Source organism: Chloracidobacterium sp. N (genome assembly GCF_018304765.1).
GTDB classification, from domain to species: domain Bacteria; phylum Acidobacteriota; class Blastocatellia; order Chloracidobacteriales; family Chloracidobacteriaceae; genus Chloracidobacterium; species Chloracidobacterium aggregatum.
The window spans coordinates 2,031,614-2,050,423 of the sequence record NZ_CP072642.1 but is presented as its reverse complement, the minus strand read 5'-3'; the positions used below and the strand labels follow the sequence as shown (position 1 = coordinate 2,050,423).

General features: G+C 62.8%; 16 protein-coding genes. 9 read left to right on the top strand and 7 right to left on the bottom strand.

The window, feature by feature from the left end; translation table 11 throughout:
* Positions 1 to 11: 11 nt before the first annotated feature.
* The 7 genes from J8C05_RS08560 (at position 12) to J8C05_RS08530 (ending at position 7,154) form a co-directional block, all read left to right on the top strand.
* Positions 12 to 500, top strand: coding sequence for a hypothetical protein (locus tag J8C05_RS08560; protein WP_058867036.1), 489 nt, complete (start codon positions 12 to 14; stop codon positions 498 to 500).
* Positions 501 to 604: 104 nt separating this feature from the next.
* Entirely contained in the window at positions 605 to 1,411 is an 807-nt protein-coding gene (locus J8C05_RS08555; protein WP_211421800.1) for a DUF4388 domain-containing protein, read from the top strand.
* A gap of 156 nt (positions 1,412 to 1,567) precedes the next feature.
* Complete coding sequence (locus tag J8C05_RS08550; protein WP_211421799.1) at positions 1,568 to 2,827, top strand: HAMP domain-containing protein; 1,260 nt, start codon at positions 1,568 to 1,570, stop codon at positions 2,825 to 2,827.
* A gap of 25 nt (positions 2,828 to 2,852) precedes the next feature.
* The gene (gene sucC, locus J8C05_RS08545) at positions 2,853 to 4,013 is read left to right on the top strand and encodes an ADP-forming succinate--CoA ligase subunit beta (protein ID WP_211421798.1); all 1,161 of its coding nucleotides are present in this window, start codon (positions 2,853 to 2,855) and stop codon (positions 4,011 to 4,013) included.
* Between the two features lie 89 nt (positions 4,014 to 4,102).
* Positions 4,103 to 4,924, top strand: coding sequence for a patatin-like phospholipase family protein (locus tag J8C05_RS08540; protein WP_211421797.1), 822 nt, complete (start codon positions 4,103 to 4,105; stop codon positions 4,922 to 4,924).
* A 174-nt stretch (positions 4,925 to 5,098) separates the two neighbouring features.
* Positions 5,099 to 6,004: a ferritin-like domain-containing protein gene (locus J8C05_RS08535; protein ID WP_211421796.1), complete on the top strand. Its 906-nt coding sequence runs from the start codon at positions 5,099 to 5,101 to the stop codon at positions 6,002 to 6,004.
* Positions 6,005 to 6,233: 229 nt separating this feature from the next.
* Complete coding sequence (locus tag J8C05_RS08530) at positions 6,234 to 7,154, top strand: universal stress protein (protein ID WP_211421795.1); 921 nt, start codon at positions 6,234 to 6,236, stop codon at positions 7,152 to 7,154.
* A gap of 59 nt (positions 7,155 to 7,213) precedes the next feature.
* On the opposite strand, the gene J8C05_RS08525 is transcribed toward J8C05_RS08530, so the two are convergent.
* From J8C05_RS08525 to J8C05_RS08500, 6 genes are all read right to left on the bottom strand, one after another.
* Positions 7,214 to 8,518 (bottom strand): UDP-glucose dehydrogenase family protein, encoded by a 1,305-nt coding sequence (locus J8C05_RS08525; protein WP_211421794.1) that lies wholly within the window; start codon positions 8,516 to 8,518, stop codon positions 7,214 to 7,216.
* An 85-nt stretch (positions 8,519 to 8,603) separates the two neighbouring features.
* A complete protein-coding gene (locus J8C05_RS08520; RefSeq protein WP_211421793.1) occupies positions 8,604 to 9,605 on the bottom strand; it encodes a KpsF/GutQ family sugar-phosphate isomerase in 1,002 nt (333 codons plus the stop codon).
* Positions 9,592 to 9,915, bottom strand: a complete 324-nt coding sequence (locus J8C05_RS08515; protein WP_211421792.1) for a hypothetical protein — start codon at positions 9,913 to 9,915, stop codon at positions 9,592 to 9,594. The genes J8C05_RS08520 and J8C05_RS08515 overlap by 14 nt, the downstream gene beginning before the upstream one ends.
* A 59-nt stretch (positions 9,916 to 9,974) precedes the next feature.
* A complete protein-coding gene (locus tag J8C05_RS08510; protein ID WP_211421791.1) occupies positions 9,975 to 13,739 on the bottom strand; it encodes an AAA family ATPase in 3,765 nt (1,254 codons plus the stop codon).
* The gene (locus tag J8C05_RS08505; protein ID WP_211421790.1) at positions 13,736 to 14,968 is read right to left on the bottom strand and encodes an exonuclease SbcCD subunit D; all 1,233 of its coding nucleotides are present in this window, start codon (positions 14,966 to 14,968) and stop codon (positions 13,736 to 13,738) included. The genes J8C05_RS08510 and J8C05_RS08505 overlap by 4 nt, the downstream gene beginning before the upstream one ends.
* 82 nt (positions 14,969 to 15,050) lie before the next feature.
* Positions 15,051 to 15,758, bottom strand: a complete 708-nt coding sequence (locus J8C05_RS08500; protein WP_211421789.1) for a response regulator transcription factor — start codon at positions 15,756 to 15,758, stop codon at positions 15,051 to 15,053.
* Between the two features lie 180 nt (positions 15,759 to 15,938).
* Here J8C05_RS08500 and J8C05_RS08495 point away from each other — a divergent pair, with 180 nt between their 5' ends.
* Positions 15,939 to 16,991: a class I fructose-bisphosphate aldolase gene (locus tag J8C05_RS08495; protein WP_211421788.1), complete on the top strand. Its 1,053-nt coding sequence runs from the start codon at positions 15,939 to 15,941 to the stop codon at positions 16,989 to 16,991.
* Positions 16,988 to 17,779 (top strand): dolichyl-phosphate beta-glucosyltransferase, encoded by a 792-nt coding sequence (locus tag J8C05_RS08490; protein ID WP_211421787.1) that lies wholly within the window; start codon positions 16,988 to 16,990, stop codon positions 17,777 to 17,779. The genes J8C05_RS08495 and J8C05_RS08490 overlap by 4 nt, the downstream gene beginning before the upstream one ends.
* On the opposite strand, the gene thiL is transcribed toward J8C05_RS08490, so the two are convergent.
* Positions 17,725 to 18,747, bottom strand: coding sequence for a thiamine-phosphate kinase (gene thiL, locus J8C05_RS08485; RefSeq protein WP_211421786.1), 1,023 nt, complete (start codon positions 18,745 to 18,747; stop codon positions 17,725 to 17,727). The genes J8C05_RS08490 and thiL overlap by 55 nt on opposite strands.
* Between the last annotated feature and the right edge of the window lie 63 nt (positions 18,748 to 18,810).

Genomic DNA, 18,810 nt, shown 5'->3' with positions numbered 1-18,810 from the left:
AAGGAGTGCGCATGTCGAAAGCCCATGAAGTGTTTCTCCAGGACCTGATGCGCATGCCGGGCATCAAAAGCGCCCTGCTCGTTAACAATCGCGGGGAAGTCCTGTTGAGCGCCGGACAATTCGCCCTCAACTCCCAGGCGACCGTGCAGATGGGGGTGCTGCTGGCGCAGCTCTCGGCGGTGGCCGAGATCGAGTACAACAAGGTCGAAGAAATCTCGATGGTCTTTGCCGACGGGCGCATCACCACTTTCACGAATCTTGACTTGATGATCGAGACCACCTATGGTACGCAGGAAGTCTTCCTCATCCTCGTCAGTGTGCCGGCGGCCAACCTGCCGACCATGCGCATGACCGTCAAGGTAGCGGCCGACAAGCTCAAAAAAGACCGTGCCGTGGCTGGACTACGGGTCAGCGTCAGTGTGTTGCGTCGCAATCTTTTGACGCGCGACCGACTCGATGCGACGAGTTGGGAGCTGCTGGAAGCCATGAATCGCGCCTGACGGTGGCAGCGAGGTGACGTGGCATCAGGGGGCGCGTGGCGGCTTCCGCCGGGAGCTGGTCAGAGCACCCAACGGTATTTTGTTTGGCCCTGGGGACGTACACCATGTCGAACGCATTCAGTGGGAATCTGGCGCAGCTCAAGCTTATGGATGTCCTGCGGCTGCTTCATGCGAGCAACCGGACCGGGACGCTGGAACTCGTTCACGACGATGGGCGGCAGGGGGAGATTTATTTCGACAACGGCCAGATTGTCCACGCTGTTTATGAGGATGCCATCGGGGAGGACGCCGTCTATGGTCTGTTTTCCTGGGGCAGCGGGAAGTTCAGCTTCACAGCCACGGACACGCCAACCGATGAACGAACCACCTACCTTCAGACCGAAGAGATTCTGCTGGAATGCGTCACCTATGCGACCGAGTGGGAAAGTGTCCGCCGGGTCGTGCCCTCGGCGCGCGCGGTGTTCCGGCTTTCTTCGCGCTCGATGAAGGAGTTTTCCCTGCGCGCGGAAGACTGGTCGGTGATTCAGAACCTGGATGGTGTCCAGACGGTCGGCGAGATTGGGGACATCACGCAACTCAATGAACTGATGGCGTCGAAGGTGATCGTCCGCCTGTACGATTTGGGGCTCGTCGAGTATGTCGGCGAGCGTCAGGAAGAGGATGTGCAGGTGGATGTGGTCTCAGATGACATCATCCACCAGACTGAGCGCGAACTGACCCGCGCCATCGGCCCCATGGCGCCGATTGTGCTCGAAGACTGCGCCGAAGCCCTTGGGTTCAAACTGCGGCAGATGCCCAAAGACATGATGCCATCCCTGGCCGAGCGCCTGGCCGAAGAAATCCCGGACAACGAACGGCGGGTCAAGTTTCAGGAGGCCATGCTTGAAATCATGCAGCACCTTTATGCCTGACCCGGACGGCTGCACTGGATGGGCGTCGGGCGTGGGCCACGCTGTCGGGATGGTTTCGCATCGTAGCGTCCCTGCTCCCGGCAGGTTGGGGAGGCAGGCGGGGGCCGCACCTTTCGGCCGTGTCGGCCACCGACACGTCACGCTTCATTTTCGACCATGAAACTCAACATTCGGAATAAACTTGCCATTTTTGCGGCGCTCCTCATTTTTGCGCCGCTGGCGCTGTCGGCGCTGGCTTTCGTGGTCATCGTCAGTGGGACGATTGATGGCAATGCCCGCCGGGACATCGAAAAGGATGCCCGCCTCGCCGACCGCATTCTGCGCTCCCGACAGCAGGCCCTGCGGGAAGTCGCCCAGTCCACGGCCCAGGCCATTGCGGCCGAGAACCTCATTGACTCGGCGGCGGCGCCGACCGGGGCTTCGAGTGCTTCGGGGAATCCAGCCCAGGTGGCCCAGCAGAGCCAGGCGGGCGGGCGGCAAAAGCTCAGTCAGTTGCTGCGGCAGCGGGTCGAATCTTCCGGGGTGGACTTCCTGGCCACCCTCGACACCAAAGGGCAGGTTCTGATGCGCAGCGCCGGCAGTGGAGACAGCTCCTTTGGTGACAACCCGCTGTTCATCAAGGCCAAAAATGCTGCCGAAAGCAATCAGCCCGATGCCCTGTTGCGGGCGCTGGTGTCCGGGGCCGTCAATGAAACGCCCGATCTGCTCCGGGACTTTGGCCTGGCCGAGCAGTTCAACCGCAACGTGGCGTCACAGGTTGGGCTGACCCTCGAAGGCATTGCGCCGGTGGTGTCCGGCAATCGGGTGCAGGGCTACGTTGTGGCCGGGCAGCTCATCAACAACGCGCCCCAGGATGAGAACCGTCCCCTGACGGCACTCACGCGGGAAATCAAGCAGACGCTCTACCGCGACCTGCAGGATGTGTCGGTGACACTCGTGCTGTCGAAGGATAAGAAGGTGATTTCAGCCAGCGATCCCCGCGCCCTGGGTGTGGCGATTCAAGGTCCGCTGGCCGACGACAAACCCACGGCCGTCAACAACACCCTGCTGGGAGGCGATTACAAAACGGCCTTTGCGCCGATCAAGGAGCCCAGTGACCTCACCATCATCGGCTACGTTGGCGTGGGGGTGCGTGAAAGCTATTTCAGTCAGGTGTTCAACACGACGCTGCTCATCATTGCCATCGTCACCGGCGTCTCACTGGTGCTGGGCGTTGGCATTGCCTTTTACCTGTCGCAGCTTCTCACGAAGCCGATTCTGCAACTGACCGAAGCCGCGAACCGCATCAGTCTCGGCGAACTCGATGAGCCCATCGTGGTCGCCACCGGGGATGAAATCGGCGAACTGGGCGAATCGCTCGAACGCATGCGCATCAGTCTGAAGCAGGCCATCGAGCGTCTGCGCAGCCGCCGCTAAGCCCGGCTCACTCAGGAACCTGCTTATGAAGATTCACGAATATCAGGCCAAACGCCTGCTGGCGAAGTTTGGCGTACCCGTGCCGCGCCACCACGTGGCGCTCAATGCGATGGATGCCTGCATGGCGGCGGAAGCTCTGGGGACTTTTCCGGTCGTTCTCAAGGCCCAGATTCATGCTGGCGGCCGCGGTAAAGGCGGCGGCGTCAAGCTCGCTTCCTCGCTTGAGGAAGTGGAAGCCATTGCCTTGCGCATGCTGGGGCACAAGCTGGTGACACCCCAGACGGGCCCGGAAGGGCGCACGGTTCACCGGCTCATCGTCGAAGAAGGTCTGCACATTGACCGCGAGCTGTACCTCAGTCTGCTCATTGACCGCACTACGTCTTCGCCCATCATCATGGCGAGCGAAGCCGGCGGGATGGAAATCGAGGAAGTTGCCGCAGCGACTCCGGAAAAGATTCTGCGGGAAGTCATCGATCCGGCGCTTGGGTTGCAGCCGTATCAGGCGCGGAAAATCGCTTTCGGCCTCGGCTTTACGGGCAGCCAGGCGGGGAAGGTGGTGAAGATACTGCTGGCGCTCTACTGGGCCTTTGTGGAAAGCGATGCCTCACTGGTCGAGATCAATCCCTTTCTGCTCACCAAAGAAGGCGATTTCTACGCGCTCGATGCCAAGGTGATGCTCGATGACAACGCCCTGTACCGGCATCCCGACTACGTCGAGCTGCGCGACACCCGCGAAGAAGAACCGCTGGAAACTGAGGCCGCCAAGTACGATCTCAACTACGTCAAGCTGGATGGCAACATCGGCTGCATGGTCAATGGCGCCGGGCTGGCGATGGCCACGATGGACATCATCAAGCTGGCCGGTGGTCATCCGGCAAACTTCCTCGACATTGGCGGCGGCGCTTCCCAGGAACGGGTCGAGCAGGCTTTTCGCATCCTCATTGCCGATACGAGCGTCCGGGCGGTGCTCATCAACATTTTTGGCGGCATCGTCCGGTGCGACATGGTGGCGGCCGGGGTCATTGGGGCCGCACGCAACCTGGATGTGCGTCTGCCGATTGTCGTCCGGCTTGAAGGCACGAACGTCGAGCAGGGGCGCGCCCTGCTTGAAAGTTCGGGGCTGAACTTCACGACGGCCAGCGGCATGCGGGATGCCGCGGAGAAGGTAGTGGCCTTGGCGGCCTAGGCGCACCTGGCGGCTGCACTGGGCAGAACCCATCTTCCGGGCACGGTCTTTCAGGGGAAGTGGCCTGTCACCTGTGGTATGGGGGGGACATGCGTCCACTGCAACCAGAAGAGCCGGTCAGTCTGGTTCTCGCCGCTGGGGGTGCGCGTGGCGTCGCCCACGTCGGGGTGCTCGAAGCGTTGGTGACGCACGGTTTCCGCATACAGGAAATCGTCGGCTCCAGCGTTGGCGCGCTGATTGCGGCCTACTATGCCGGGGTTGGTCTGTCGCTTGAGGAAATGCGCACCCTGGGGCTGGGGCTTTCCTCGCGGCATCTGCTGGCCTGGGCAGCGGCGCGCCGTGCACCACGCTTTGCCCGCCCTTACTTCCAGCGCCGGGCCGGGATTGTCCCAACCTATCTGGAGCGGCTCGAACAAGCCTCCGGGCGGTCACTGCACCACGGCGTCGAGCGCATTGGCCTGCTGGCCTTCGATGGCCTTGCCAGGCGGGAAGTCATGTTTCACAACCAGATGCCGGATTTCCCGCTGGCCGAGGCCATGCGGGGGGCCGTGGCCATTCCGGTGGTCTATCCGCCACGGCGCATCGTCCATGCCGGGCAGCGGATGTCCCTCAGCGACGCCGGTGGGCGCAACCGGCTGCCCATCGAGTACCTCTTTGCCGCGCCTTTCCGTCCGCGTCAGATTGTGGTCAGTGACATTGCCAACCGCCTGTCCCACCGGCGGGAAAACGCTGCCAAACTCAAGGTCTGGCAGGCGCGTCGGCCGGACGTGCCCATTCACGTCGTCCTGCCGGATGCGCTGGGGCGGGGCATGCTGCTGTATCGGCAGTCCGATCTGGAAGCCTTGGTGGCTTCGGGACGCGCCGTGACGGAAGCCCTCATCGCGTCGGCGGCACAGCCTTCGCCGGGCTGAAAGCGCCCGGACGAGCTTGCACGGCGGCGTCAGCCGTGGGTTGCAATTGACCACTTGCCATTCACATTGCACAAAGGCGTCGGCCATGGGTTTGCAATTGGCCGGCGGTGGTTTACAGTTGTGGCCTTCATCCCCCAGGACAACCCATCTCTTTGCCAGTTTGGGAGACCTTGCATGTCAGCTACTCGCCAAGAAGCCGCCATGCGTCAGGTATTCGAGCGCATTGTCGCCGATCCTGATTTGCACTGGGCGACGATGAATCTTTACTACTACTCGGAATATCACGGAGCCGAAGGGATTGCCGCGCTGGCCAAACAGGTCGAAGCCACCAATCCCCAGCTTGCCGAAGCGCTTGTTCACCACGCGGACGATGAGTTTCGCCACGCCGCGATGATTGCCGACATTATGACGGACCTGGGCGATGTCCCACGCCCGCCGCTGGGCATCAAGTATGTGGATGAGTTTGCCGCCCTCGCTACCGCCAGCACTGATCCCGACCGGATTGATGAAGTCGAACTGCTGGCGGCGCTCAACGTGACGGAAAAGCGCGGGCTGTTCAGCTTTGCACTGCATGTTTCGACCCTGCCCAGGGAAAGCAAAGCCTTCAAGCTGCTCAACCAGGTCAAAAACGAAGAAGCCGGGCACGTCCGGTGGGGCAACCAGTATCTGTCCGAACTCAAGGCCAACGGACGGGAAGCCGAAGTGCGGCGGGCGCAGGCGAAGTTTGAAGTCATTGAAAAAGCCGCCTATGAAACTTCGCTGGACATTATGCCGGGCGCGCCCATCCGCCGCATGCGGCGGGTTGTGGAAGTAGCCCGGCAGTTGCCGGCAGAACGGCAGATTCCCTACGTGGTGGAGCAGTTCTTCCGGGCCGCAGACCCGCGCCCGGTGTTTGGCGCCCGGTGGCAACTCGTCGAAACCATCCTGTCTTCCGCCCGGCTGCGGGAACAGGTCAGCGCCGATGTGCAGCGCATCGTGGCCGGACAGCCACTTGCGTCCGACTCACTGCTGGGCCGTCTGGTGGCGGATGCGCGCCGTGCGGTTGAAAGCCTGTGGCGTCCGCAGGCACAGGCCGCCTAGTGGAGTTCGCCTGGTGTGGCGAACTGGCGTGGTGAACCGGACGCAGGTTGGTTATGACCTGGTGTGGTGCCTGTGATGTGGCGTTCGACTGCGCCTGTCAGAGATTTTCTGATAGGCGCAGCGCCATCTGGTGCGCTACGCTGGAATCTCACGCAGTAACGGCAAAGGTTTCGGCTGACCGAAACTTCCCACCAGATGACTGACCCACATACGTACCGGTTCTGACGCCATGTTCCAGCACATTCTCTTTCCCACTGATTTCTCCCCGCTCTCGCGTGGGCTGCTGAAATACGCAGCGGCTTTTGCGCGACAGTCCAACGGGCAGGTGACCATCCTCAATGTTCAGAGCGCCTCCCTGCCGGCCCAGGCGCTGCGGCTTTCGGAGCGGGCCCTGGCCGAAAACGGCTTTGAATGGCTCGTTGGTATTCGTCGCGAGCTGGAAGAAATACTTCAGCACGAAGTGCTCCAGGGGCTGAATGCCAATGCCATGCTGGCGGAAGGTGAGCCGGCAGCGGAAATCCTGCGTGTCGCACGCGAGAAAGACATCTCCCTCGTGGTGATGGCAACGCAGCGGCGTGGGTTTCTAAGTCGTCCGCTCATTGGTTCGACAGCCCTGGCCGTACTCGAAGAAACCCCCTGTCCGGTCCTGGTGGCCCGGCCGCCTTCGCGCGACTTCGTGTACTACAAAGGCGCTGAAACGACGATTGCACTCAACCGGATTCTCCTGGCCACGGATTTTGACCCGGTGACGGATGCCGCCAAGCAACTGGCCTTCGATCTGGCAAAAGCCCATGGGGCCAAGGTCACGGCCCTCCATGCCATTCATATCGTTCTGGGGTACTTCCCCATGCGCGCCAAAAGCGGGGAAGATGATGCCGTGGCACTCGTGCGGCGCAACGCCGAAGCGCGCTTCGAGGCGCTGGCCGCCGAAGCGGCGGCCGCCGGCGTCAATGTTGAGTCCCGGTTATGTGATGGACGGGCTTATGAAGTCACCCTGAAACTGGCCCACGAAATCGAAGCCGATCTCATCGTCATGGGCTGTGGCGACCGCAAATCCGGCCAGCCGCTTGGCCACCACGTCGAGCGGGTGATTCGGGAGTTGCCCTGCCCGGTGCTGGTCGTGCCGCCGGGGGCCAGTCAAACGGCTTGAGCGTGTGGCGCTTGAAAGCGTGGCGGCCGTGGCGGGGAAGCCGTGGCCGCCCGTTTGCGTCAGCGTCGCCCGACGCCCAGGTAACGGAAGCCGGCGCGCCGCGCCTGCATCGGGTCACAGACGTTCCGCAGGTCGGCAATCGCCGGTGTGCGCATCACCTCGCGCAGCCGCTCCAAGTCGAGCCGGCGGTACAGATTCCACTCCGTGGCGATGATGAGCAGGTCGCAGCCGGCGGCTGTTTCGTAGGGGTCTTCACAGAACGTCACATCGGGCAGCAACGTCGCGGCTTCTGGAATCGCCACCGGGTCGCTGGCCCGCAGGGTGACGCCCAGCCGGCGGATGGCCGCCCCGATGGCCACCGCAGGTGATTCACGCAGATCGCTGGTTTCGGGCTTGAAGGTCAGCCCCAGCATGCCGGCCACCTTGTCGGTGTAGGGTTCGCCCAGCAGCGTTTTGATTTTGCCCAGCATGGCCTCGTGCATGTCGTCATTGACGGCAATGCCGGCCTCGACGATGCGCAGCCGATGCTGTTGACTGCGCGCCAGGTGGGCCAGCGCTTGGGTGTCTTTGGGAAAGCAGGAGCCGCCGTAGCCCGGCCCCGGCGACAGAAACTTGCTGCCAATCCGGCTGTCCAGCCCCATGCCACGGGCCACATCGAGCACATCGCAGCCAAGGCGGTCGCACAGCAGCGCCAAGTCGTTGATGAAGGAAATCTTCACCGCCAGAAACGCATTCGACGCATACTTGATGAGTTCTGCCGTTTCCACGGTCGTCGCCACCAAAGGCACGCCGGTTTGAATGAGCGGAGCGTAGAGGTCGCGGAGAATGGCGTTGGCCTGCGGGTCTTCGCAGCCAATGACGATGCGTTCCGGGCGCATGAAGTCGTTGATGGCATCGCCTTCACGCAGGAATTCCGGGTTGGAGGCGACACTGAAGCTCGCCCCGGCCGGGCAGCATTCCTCCATCACCCGGCGAATCGCCTGCCCCGTGCCGGTCGGCACGGTGCTTTTGGTGACGATGACCTTGTAGCCGTCAAGGGCTTCGGCAATCTGCGCGGCCACGGCTTCCACCTGTGACAGGTCAGGACTCCCGTCTGGATTGGGCGGTGTGCCAACGGCAATGAACACGACGAGCGCCCGGTGGACGGCCGCCTTCAGGTCGGTTGTGAAGTGGATACGTCCGGCCCGGCGGTTTTTTTCGATGAGCACGTCAAGCCCCGGCTCGTAGATGGGCACGCGCCCGTCTTCGAGCATGGCAATCTTGGCGGCGTCTTTGTCCACACAGGTGACGTTGACGCCGAACTCGGCAAAACAGGCCCCCGTGACGAGACCTACGTAACCCGTACCGATGATGGCAATGTGCATGGCAATGGCGTCGGAAACTGGGAAAAGTTCAGGGTCTGCACGGGACGACTCTGGCAAAGCCCTGGCCCGGCTGTCAAACTGGCTGTCAAACGCGCGGTTCCGCTCCGGCCGACGACAAAACACCCCACAGATCGTGGAGATGGACCAGCCCTTCGACGTGCTGCCCGGCATCCACAACGACCAGCGAGGTGATACGGTACGCTTCCATAGCCCGCAGCGCCGCCATGGCGCGGTCGGTTGCCCGCGCCGTGCGCGGATGTGGATGCCGTGCCTGCCGCCCTTCCAGCGCCGCCGCCGCCGTAAGCCGCAGGAAGGCTTCCGGCTGATGCTCCATCAGCCGCCGCAGATCGCCGTCGGAAATGACGCCGAGCAGCCGCCGTTCGCTGTCCACGACGGTGGTGATGCCAAAGCCTTTGCGTGAAATTTCGTGGATGATGTCCGGCATCAGCGTGGTCGGCTGGACGGTCGGAACCTCCGCCCCCACGTGCATGACATCGGCGACACGCAGCAGTTCGCGTCCCAGCTTGCCGCCCGGATGTCGCCGGGCAAAGTCTTCGACGGCAAAGCCCCGGGCCGTACCGACGGCGACCGCCAGCGCATCACCGAGCGCCATGGCGGCTGTCGTCGAGGCCGTCGGGGCCAGATTGAGCGGGCAGGCTTCGGCATCCACGGCCGTTTCCAGTACCACCTGCGCCGCCCGCCCGATGGTCGAGTCCGTCCGTCCCAGAATGGCCATCAGCGGCAGCGCCAGGTCCCGAAAGCTGGGCAGCAGCCGGACGATTTCTTCGGTTTCCCCGCTGTGTGAAAACACCAGGATGACATCTTCGGCGGTTACGCGCCCGATGTCGCCATGAGCGGCTTCGGCCGGATGCAGAAAGAACGAAGGTGTCCCCAGACTGGCCAGCGTTGCCGAAGTCTTGCGCGCCACGAAACCGCTTTTGCCCATGCCCAGGGTGACCACATGCCCGCGTCCGGCGAGAATGATGTCCACCGCCCGCGCAAAATGCTCATCGAGCCGGTGCACGAGACGCGCCACGGCTTCGGCTTCCACCCGCAGCACTTCACGGCCGCGTTCAATGTGCGCCATCGTCTTCTGGTTTCCGGGCAGCATCCGTGGCGGTTTCTCCCATCCTGGTTTTGGCTTCGGCAAGGGCGCTGCGTCCGCCAATTTTGCCGGACATGTCCGCCAGGTCGGCTTCCAGAAGGTCCACTTCACCGGCAAAACGCGCCAGATGGGGCGGCAGGTTGGCTATGTTGGCCGCGGTCGGTGCGGTATCTGGCGCGTCCCGCAGCAACTGGAGAGCTTCCAGCTCTGCCTGCTCCTCGGCGGTAAGCGTGCCCTTGTACTGCTTCAGCAGCAGGGCGTTGTACTGGGCTTGTTGTTCCGGTGTCAGCATGGCGCGGGCTGTCTCCTTGCAGGCACATTTTGGGAATGACCGCGCGATCATGCCCCGGCTCAGGCAAGTACGGCAACCTGACTCGTGCCACGCCCGTTGGGTGTCACCGCAATGCGGTAGCCAATCCGCTCGGCAAGTTCCGGGATGTGGGAAATGATGCCAATCTGGCACCCGGTGGCTTGCAGTTCGTCCAGCATGCCCAGTGCGGCTTCAAGCGACTGGGGATCGAGCGTGCCAAAACCTTCGTCTATGAAAAGGGATTTGACCGTGACCTTGTTGGCCGACATCGCCGCCAATCCCAGGGCAAGCGCCAGTGAAACCAGAAAGGTCTCGCCGCCCGAAAGCGTGCTGATCGGGCGTACGGTATCGGCCAGGTCGTGGTCGAGTACCTGGAGTTCCAGACTGGCACCCTTGACGGACTGCAGGCGATACCGCTGGCGCAGCCGCCGCAGATAATCGTTGGCGTGGCCGAGCAGGGTTTGGAACTGAAGGTCCTGGACGAACAGGCGGAAGGTTTTGCCGTCGGCTGCGCCAATGACGTCATCCAGATCGGCCCAGTGGCGGTAAATCTTTTCCTGCGCCTCAATCTCCGCGGCCAGCGCCGCCTGGCGTTGGCGGGTCTCCGCATCCTGCCTGAGCTTTTCATCCAGCGCCCCAATGGTCTGGTGCTGGTTGCGGAGCTGCTCTGCAAGGGCCGGAAGATTTGCCTGGATGTCCTCCCGACTGATGTCCGGTGGTGCTGACGCCTGGTGGGCTTCGAGTTCCTTCCACCTGGTGTCCAACACGGTTGCCGTCTGTCTGACCCGCTCATCGAGCGCCGCGATATGCTCCCGCAGTTGCTGCTGTTCGGCTTCGGAAACAGCCAGCAGGTCATTCAGCTCCGCTTCAGACAGGCCGGCTTCGGTCAGTCCGGCATCGAGCGCCTGGCGGGCGGCTTCAGCCGCCGTGGCTTTTTCGCGGTGACGTTTCTCAGCCGCCCGGTGATCAGCCGTGGCCTGGGCTTCCTCACGTTCGGCGGCGGCAAGCGCCTGACGCGCGTCATGGAAAGCGCGTTCGGCCTGCGCTATGGCATCATCGAGTCTCCGGCAGAATTCTTCGGTAGATTGGCCGCCAAGCTGCGCGGCGCGGCGCATCTCAAGGTCTTGGCATGCGGCCGTTCTGGCAGAGGCGTCCTGTTCAGCCTGCTCCAGCCGGGTTTGTGCCGCGGCAAGGGCGGATTGGTGGGCAGCTATCCGGCGTTCGATTTCCTGAAGTTGCGCCGTGGCTGCCTGTCGGGCCTGAACGTTGGCTTTCCATGCGGTGGCGTCGTTTCCGGCCTGTTTGAGAAAAGTGTCGGCGTCGGCGTCAAGTTGCGCCTGCCAGTTGGGGGTGCCCGAAAAGACCGTGGCGAGTTCCTGAACGTACCGGCGAAGTTGCTGTTCGTAGGTTTCATACCTGGTTTGGCATGTCTCCAGGGCATTTCTCACCTGTTGCAGGGCATTTTCAGCCTGCCGGTACGTTTCCTGTGCCTGGCGGTGTTGTTCCTGGCTTCGGTCAACGGCCTGTTGTGCCGCATCCCGTTGCCGGCGCACGGCTTCACATGCGTGTTCTTCCGCTTCAAGCTGGCGTTGTTCTTCTGCGAGCCGTTTGGAAGCCGCGTCGAGCATCGGCCTGGTTTCCGGCGCCAGTGGTGAATCGGGCAGGTTTGGACTCCGTTGCTGTGCCCAGTCTGCCAGGCGGCTTTCTTTTTCCTGCGTTGCCCTGTCATGGCGCTGGCGCGCGGCCTCCAGCCGGGTTTCTTCAGCCGCCATCCTGCGTTCCAGTTCCAGTACAACCTGCGAGCAGGCAGCGCACTGCTGTTGGAGGGCTTCGACTTCGGCTCTGACACGGGCGACGAGATCACCGGGCGGGGCCGGTTTGTCGGCGTCGGGATGTTCAGTGGAGCCGCAAAGCGGGCAGGGCTGACCGGGAGCAAGCAAATCGGGACGGCGGGCGGCCAGCTCCTCGGCGGCCTCCGCCAGACGGAGTTCCTGAAGGCGTTCGGTGAGTGCAGTTTCCAGCGCGGCCTGCTGGTGCACATATTGGTTGTCGTCGTGCTGCAAGGTGTCCAGCGCCGTTCGGGCCGCTTCCGCTTCCTGCGCGGCTTCCGCACATTCGCGTTCAGCTTTGTGGGCCGCTTCAACCAGATTGTGGAGTGCATTCAGTGTCGCGCGTTGCTCATCAAGCCGGCAGCGTGCCTCACGCCGTGCGTCGGGCGATTGGGTGCGAGTGAGATGTTCAAGGTGCTGGGTGGCGCGTTGCAATGCCTGCCGGTCGTCCGCAAGCTGTGCTTCCGCGTTCTGAAGCGCCTGGCGAGCATGCATCATTTCGGTTTTGCCGCGCTGGAGGTCGGTGGTCAGTCTGGCTGCCTGTTCTTCCAGTTGCGCCAGTGTGGTTCGGGCCTCCAGATAAGCTCTGATGTCGCGTTCCCAACGCTCATGCTGGTCAGAGACAGGCTGGAGGTGCGAATGGGCTTCCAACCACTGGCCGATTTGGGCAAGGGACTCCGCAGCCTGTGCCTGCGCCTGTTCGGTATCCGCAAGTTGCTGCTGTTGCGTCTGAAACTGCTGCCTGGCTGCTTCGAGTTGGTGTTCGGCTTCCAAAACCTGCTGCCGGGCCTGATTAAGTTTCACATCGAGTTCGCGCGCTGCTTCGATGGCCGGCTGCCAGTCCGTGCGCTCGGCCTTGGCACAGGCAAGGTCTTTTTCAGCCTGTTCCGCGCGGCTGCGGGCGGCATCAAGGTGCTGGCAGGCTGCGCCATGACGCGCGGCTGTTTCAGTAACCTGTCGCGCTGCCTGCTGTTGCTCCCGGTCAGACGCCAAGTGGTCTTCATACATGGGACGCAGCCGATGCGCCTGGTCAAGGCGGGCAAGGTACGCACGCTGGCTTTCGGTATCATGACGCGCCTGAAGAGCCGCGTCATGATCGGCTTTTGCTTTCTGAAAAGCGGCTTCCAAGGCGTCATGCCGTTCATACCACTGCCGCGCCTGCTCGTAGGCGCTGCGTTGCCGTTCAATTTCCCGGCACTGCGCGGCACGTTGCTCCCGTTCGGCTTCTATCCGGCAGCGTTCCTCATCGGGAAGGGGATTGAGGTAGCCCGTCTGTTGTTTCAGCGCTTCCAGCGCTTCCTTTTCGCGTTTGGCCCGCTCGTGGGCGGCTTTGGAAAGTGCCGTGTAGAGCCGGGTATCGGTCATGGCTTCAAGCAGGCTGGCGCGTTCTTCGGCGCTGGATTTGAGAAAGGCGGCAAAGTCACCCTGTGCCAGCAGGACCGACCGGCAGAACTGCTCGTAGCTCAAGCCAACTTTCTGCCTGATGAGCTTGAGGGTTTCTTCCTTGCCGTGTTCGGTTTTGCGGATGCTGTTTCCCGGTGATGTGCCGTCCGTTGTGGTCAGTTCAAACAACTCGACTTCCGATGCACGCGGTCCGGTCGCCTGCCGGGAGGTTTTGCGCTGCGACACTCTTACCTGCCAGCGCGCACGCCAGCGTTTGTTATCGCACCCAAGGAAGTCCACCTCGGCGTAGGCGTCGCGCTGTCCGCGCTGGATGATGTGCCGGCAGTCGGTAAACGGTAGCGCCACATCATCGGCCGTACCGGCCGGAACCTGGTAGCCGCCTTGTTTGCGCTTGATCCGGGGCAGGCGGTCATAGAGCGCCAGACACAGCGCGTCGAGCAGGGTGCTTTTGCCGGCTCCGGTCGGACCCGTGATGGCGAACAGCCCGGCGCGCCCCAGCAGTCCATGTTCGAGGGACATAGCGAAGTCCGTCAGTGAGGCGAGATGACGACCGCGAATGGCGAGAATTCTCATGGCGCCATCTCCTGCAGGGTTTCCTGAAGCAGCGTGTGAAACGCCTGCTCCAGAGCTTCCGGTGGGTCACTGCCATGCTTGGCCCGGTAGCAGGCGCGAAACATGGCTTCCGGCGTGAGGTTGGTATGGCTGTTTTGTGAGAGACCGTCCGGCAAGGCGGCTCTGTCCGGCTGTGGGTGGACAAGTTCAATCCGGGCCAGCTCGGCCCAGACGCCGTTCAGCGCACGTTCGATGTCGTCTTTCAGGGCTGGCTGCGGACGGTCAAGCTGGACATAAACCTCAACCAGCGGCGGCAGTCTGTCGGTTGCGGTGGGCGCGGTGGGAAGCTGGCGCAGTTCATCGAGAACGGCGGCGAGAGGCGCTGCCCCCTGGCGCGGCACACGCAGCAAATCACGCACCCGTGGGATCGGAAGCGGCTCGATCCGCGCAGCATGCTCGCCTTCGAGTTCGATGAGCACGACCTGGTGTGCATAGTCGCGCTCGGTGAAGGACAGCGGAAGTGGTGAGCCGCTGTACCGCACGTTTGGGCGGTTGGCGACGCACTGTGCCCGGTGCAGGTGGCCGAGTGCGGCGTAGGCGACATCCTCCGGGAAGATGTCAGCCGGCAGGGCATACAGACCTCCACACTCGATTGGGCGTTCAGTGTCGGAGACCTGTCCGCCGACCATGAAGGCGTGTCCGGTGGCAATGAGGGCTTGCCCTGGCTGACGCCGCTGCCGTGCGGCCTCAAAAAGCTGTGCGTAAAGCGCCTGCGCACCCTGACGGAAGTCCTCTGCCGGCCCGGCATCGGAGGGACGCAGGAACGGTACGGCCACACACCAGGCTGCCACGTCGCCCGTGGCACTGGTCAGCGGGACGAGCAGACGCCCGAAATCGGGTTTCCCGTCCGGCTGGCTGGCGAAGCCGCCAACGACGCGCACGCGGAAACGGCTGAGCAGTTCGGCCGGGGCATCGAGCCGGCCGGCGGAGTCGTGGTTGCCGCCGATGATGACGATGTCCAGCGCCGGCAGCGCGGCGTGGCATTCCGCCAGGAAGTCGTAGTAGAGCCGTTGCGCCGCCGCCGGTGGGTTGGCCGCATCGAAGATGTCGCCGGTGATGAGCAGGGCGTCAACGGACTGGTTCCTGAGCGTGTCCAGCAGCCATGCAAGAAAGCGACGGTGCTCCGGCTCCCGCAGATACCCGCCCAAGCCTATGCCCAGGTGCCAGTCAGACGTATGCAGCAGGCGCATGACTCACCGTGGCTGTCCTGCCAGCCAATGACATCCCGGCCGCCGGCTTTACGACGTTCCGGCAGGTGTGTGAAGGATGAGCTTACGGGTTGGTGGCGTTGGCGTACTCGAACTTGTAGCCCTGCCCCCACACCGTCTGCACGTAGGTCGGACGGCCGGGAATGGGCTCGATTTTTGCCCGGAGCCGCGCAATGTGCGGGTCAACGTTGCGGAGATAGCCTTCTTCATCCTGTAGCTCATCGAGCAGGCGGTCACGGGAAAAGACCTGCCCCGGACGGCGCGCCATGGTGAGCAGGATGCGAAACTCGGTTGGCGTCAGTTCAATCGCCTTGCCGTTGCGGATGACGCGCCGCCGGATGACATCAATGGAAAGGTCACCCCGGACGATGATTTCCTCGATGTCGGGAACAATGGTATGCCGCCGCAGAATTGCCTGAAGGCGCGCGCCGAGTTCGAGCATGTTGAACGGCTTGGTGAGGAAGTCATCACCGCCGTAGGAAAAACCCCGCAACCGCGTGTCGAGTTCGGTGTCGGTCGAAAGAAAGAGAATCGGCGACTGAATGTTGCATTCACGGAGCAGGCGGCAGATTTGGAGTCCGTCGAGGTCCGGCAGGATGACATCGAGGATAATGGCCTGGGGGCGGTGCTTCGTGGCGGTCTCGATGGCTTCGCGTCCGGTGGCCGCTTCGAGCACCGTAAATCCCTGCCCACTCAGGTAAGCCCCGACCGTCAGGCGAATCGTCCGGTCATCGTCAACAATCAGCACACTGGTTTTGGCGGCTTCGGTCATGGCATGTCACCACTTTTGAGTTCGTGATTTCAGGTTGAAGTGTACGCCGTATGGTACATTCGGAAGGCCCGGCCCACAACCTGGAGTTATGCGCCCCAGTTTAGCACTTGTGATACAAAACGGCTTCGGTGGTTTTCCTGTGGACTGTTTGCATCATCTTTGCCCGGAGGTTTTCCTGTCATGATTGGAGAAATTGAACGCCTGCTTGGCGACGAAGCCGAGGCTTTGCTGACCTATCGTGCGAAAGGCATTTCAGCCGAGCACCTGCACCTGCCCGGACCGGATTTCGTGGATCGGGTCTTCACCCCATCGGACCGCTCACCCCAGGTGCTGCGAAGCTTGCAGCAGCTCTTTGACCACGGCCGTTTGGCGGGGACTGGCTACATGTCCATCCTGCCGGTTGACCAGGGGATCGAGCACAGCGCCGGGGCTTCCTTTGCGCCCAATCCCATCTACTTTGACGGTGACAACATCGTGAAGCTGGCCATCGAAGGCGGATGCAATGCCGTGGCGACAACCTTCGGCGTGCTGGGTTTCGCCGCTCGCAAGTATGCCCACAAAATTCCCTTCATCGTCAAAATCAACCACAACGAGTTTCTCTCCTACCCGAACAAATATGATCAGGTGATGTTCGGGCGCATCGAGCAGGCGTGGAATCTGGGCGCGGTGGCCGTGGGTGCGACGATTTACTTCGGCTCGCCCGAATCGAGCCGGCAGATTCAGGAAGTCTCCGAGGCGTTTCAAGCGGCTCACGAACTGGGTATGGCGACGATCCTGTGGTGCTACACCCGCAATGCTGCCTTCAAGACAGCCGAGAAGGACTACCACGTGGCAGCCGACCTGACAGGCCAGGCCAATCACCTGGGGGTGACGCTTCAGGCCGACATCATCAAGCAGAAACTGCCCGAAAACAACGGCGGCTATGAGGCCCTCAAGTTCGGCAAGACGCACAAAAAAGTCTATTCGGAGCTGGCGACGGACCATCCCATCGAGTGGACGCGCTACCAGGTCGCCAACTGCTACATGGGGCGGGCCGGTCTCATCAACAGCGGCGGTGCATCGGGGGACAACGATTTTGCCGAAGCGGTCCGCACGGCCGTCATCAACAAACGCGCTGGTGGCATGGGGTTGATTTCCGGGCGCAAGGCTTTCCAGCGGCCCATGGCCGATGGCGTCAAGCTGCTCAACCTCATCCAGGATGTGTATCTCGCCCCGGAAGTGACCATCGCGTGACAGACGTTCCATCCCTCAGCCTGGTCATCCCGGCTTACAACGAAGCCGCCCGTCTTGCCCCGACGCTGGAAAGCGTCGGGGCCTACTTCCGGGATTTTGCCGGTGGTGTGGAAGTCATCGTCGTGGATGATGGCTCGGTGGACGGAACGGCGGCGGTGGTGCAGCAGCTTGTCCCGTCCTTTGCGCGTCAGGGGCTTTCCCTGCAGGTGTTGTCCAATCCGGGCAATCAGGGAAAAGGCTACAGTGTGCGGCATGGCTTTCTGGCGTCCCGCGGCCAGGTTGTGCTGTTTTCGGACGCCGACCTTTCGACACCGTTGACCGAAACTCCCAAGCTGCTGGAACCGATTACCGCCGGGCAGTACGAAGCCGCCATCGGTTCCCGTGACCTGCCGGATTCGCAGATTGGCGTGCATCAGTCCGCCCTGCGTGAGTTCGCCGGCCGGTGCTTCAACCGCTTCGTGCGCGTCCTGACGGGACTGAAGTACGCCGACACCCAGTGTGGTTTCAAAGCCTTCCGGCGGGATGTGTTTCTGCCCGTGTTTCAGGCGCAGCAGGTGCAGGGCTTTGCCTTCGATGTGGAAATTCTCTACCTGGCGCAAAACATCGGCGCGCGGGTGGCCGAAGTGCCGGTGGTGTGGAATCACGCGGAAGGCTCGAAGGTCGGTTTCAACTGGCGTTCCGTGCGGCCGTTCTGGGATGTCGCTTTGCTCCCGTGGCGCTGGCAGCGGGGCGGTTACGCCCAGGTGGCGGCCGTCCCTGTGCCACTACCTCCGGGCCTCACGAAGTGATCATGGCCGCGCGCCGGAAGCGGGCGGATTTCTCCATCCATGTGCAGGGTGATGTCATGGCCGGCCGTGATGCGTCCAATGCAGGTGAGGGAAACGCCGCCGACCGCCGCCGTGCCGCTCAGCGCGGCCACGGTTGCCGCCTGCTGTGGCGAGACCGTAAAAAGCAGTTCGTAGTCCTCACCGCCGTCGAGCGCCAGCCGGTGCGCGGCTGTCTGGTCGGGGCTGATCGCCACGGCTGCCAGGGCAATGGGAAGTGCCGCCGCCTCCAGCACCGCGCCAACCTGGCTGGCTTCGCACAGCCGGGCCAGATCAAGTGACAGTCCATCGCTGATGTCGAGCATGGCCGTGGCCAGGCCATGTGCCGCCAGGTGCTGGCCCAGTTCGAGACGCGGTTCCGGGAACAGAAACCGGGCTTCGGAAGCCGCATCGGGCGGCGCTGCTCCCTGCTCAAGCGCCTGAAGGGCGGCGGCAGCCGCGCCAAGGGTTCCACTCACAAACAGGTAGTCGTCCGGCCGGGCCCCGGCGCGGGTGACGGCACAGCCGGGTGCAATGTCACCCATCAGGCATACATCCACAAACATGGACTGCGGGCTGGCCGTGGTATCTCCGCCGACCAGACTGACCTGCACCCGGTCAGCCAGAGCCAGCAATCCCTGTACGATGTCTTCGGCCAGCGGCTGTGCCGACGGCGGAAGGGCGAGGGAAAGCAGGCAGAACCGGGGCGTCGCACCCATGGCAGCGCAGTCACTGAGGTTGACGGCCAATGCCTTGTGCCCGATGGCCGCGGCCGGTACGTAGCGCCGGCGAAAATGCACATCCTCCACCAAGGCATCGCTCATGACGACCAGGTGGCGTCCGGGGCGCGGCGTGATGAGGGCAGCATCGTCTCCAATCCCAAGCTGGAGGTCGGGACATCCACGGCGTGCGACGGACTGGAGACGGCGGAGAAAATCCCGTTCGGAAGGCATGGCGCGGTTGTTGTTCAGGCAAAGGTAAAACCGGTCGGTTGTCAGGACGCGGCTGTGTTACAA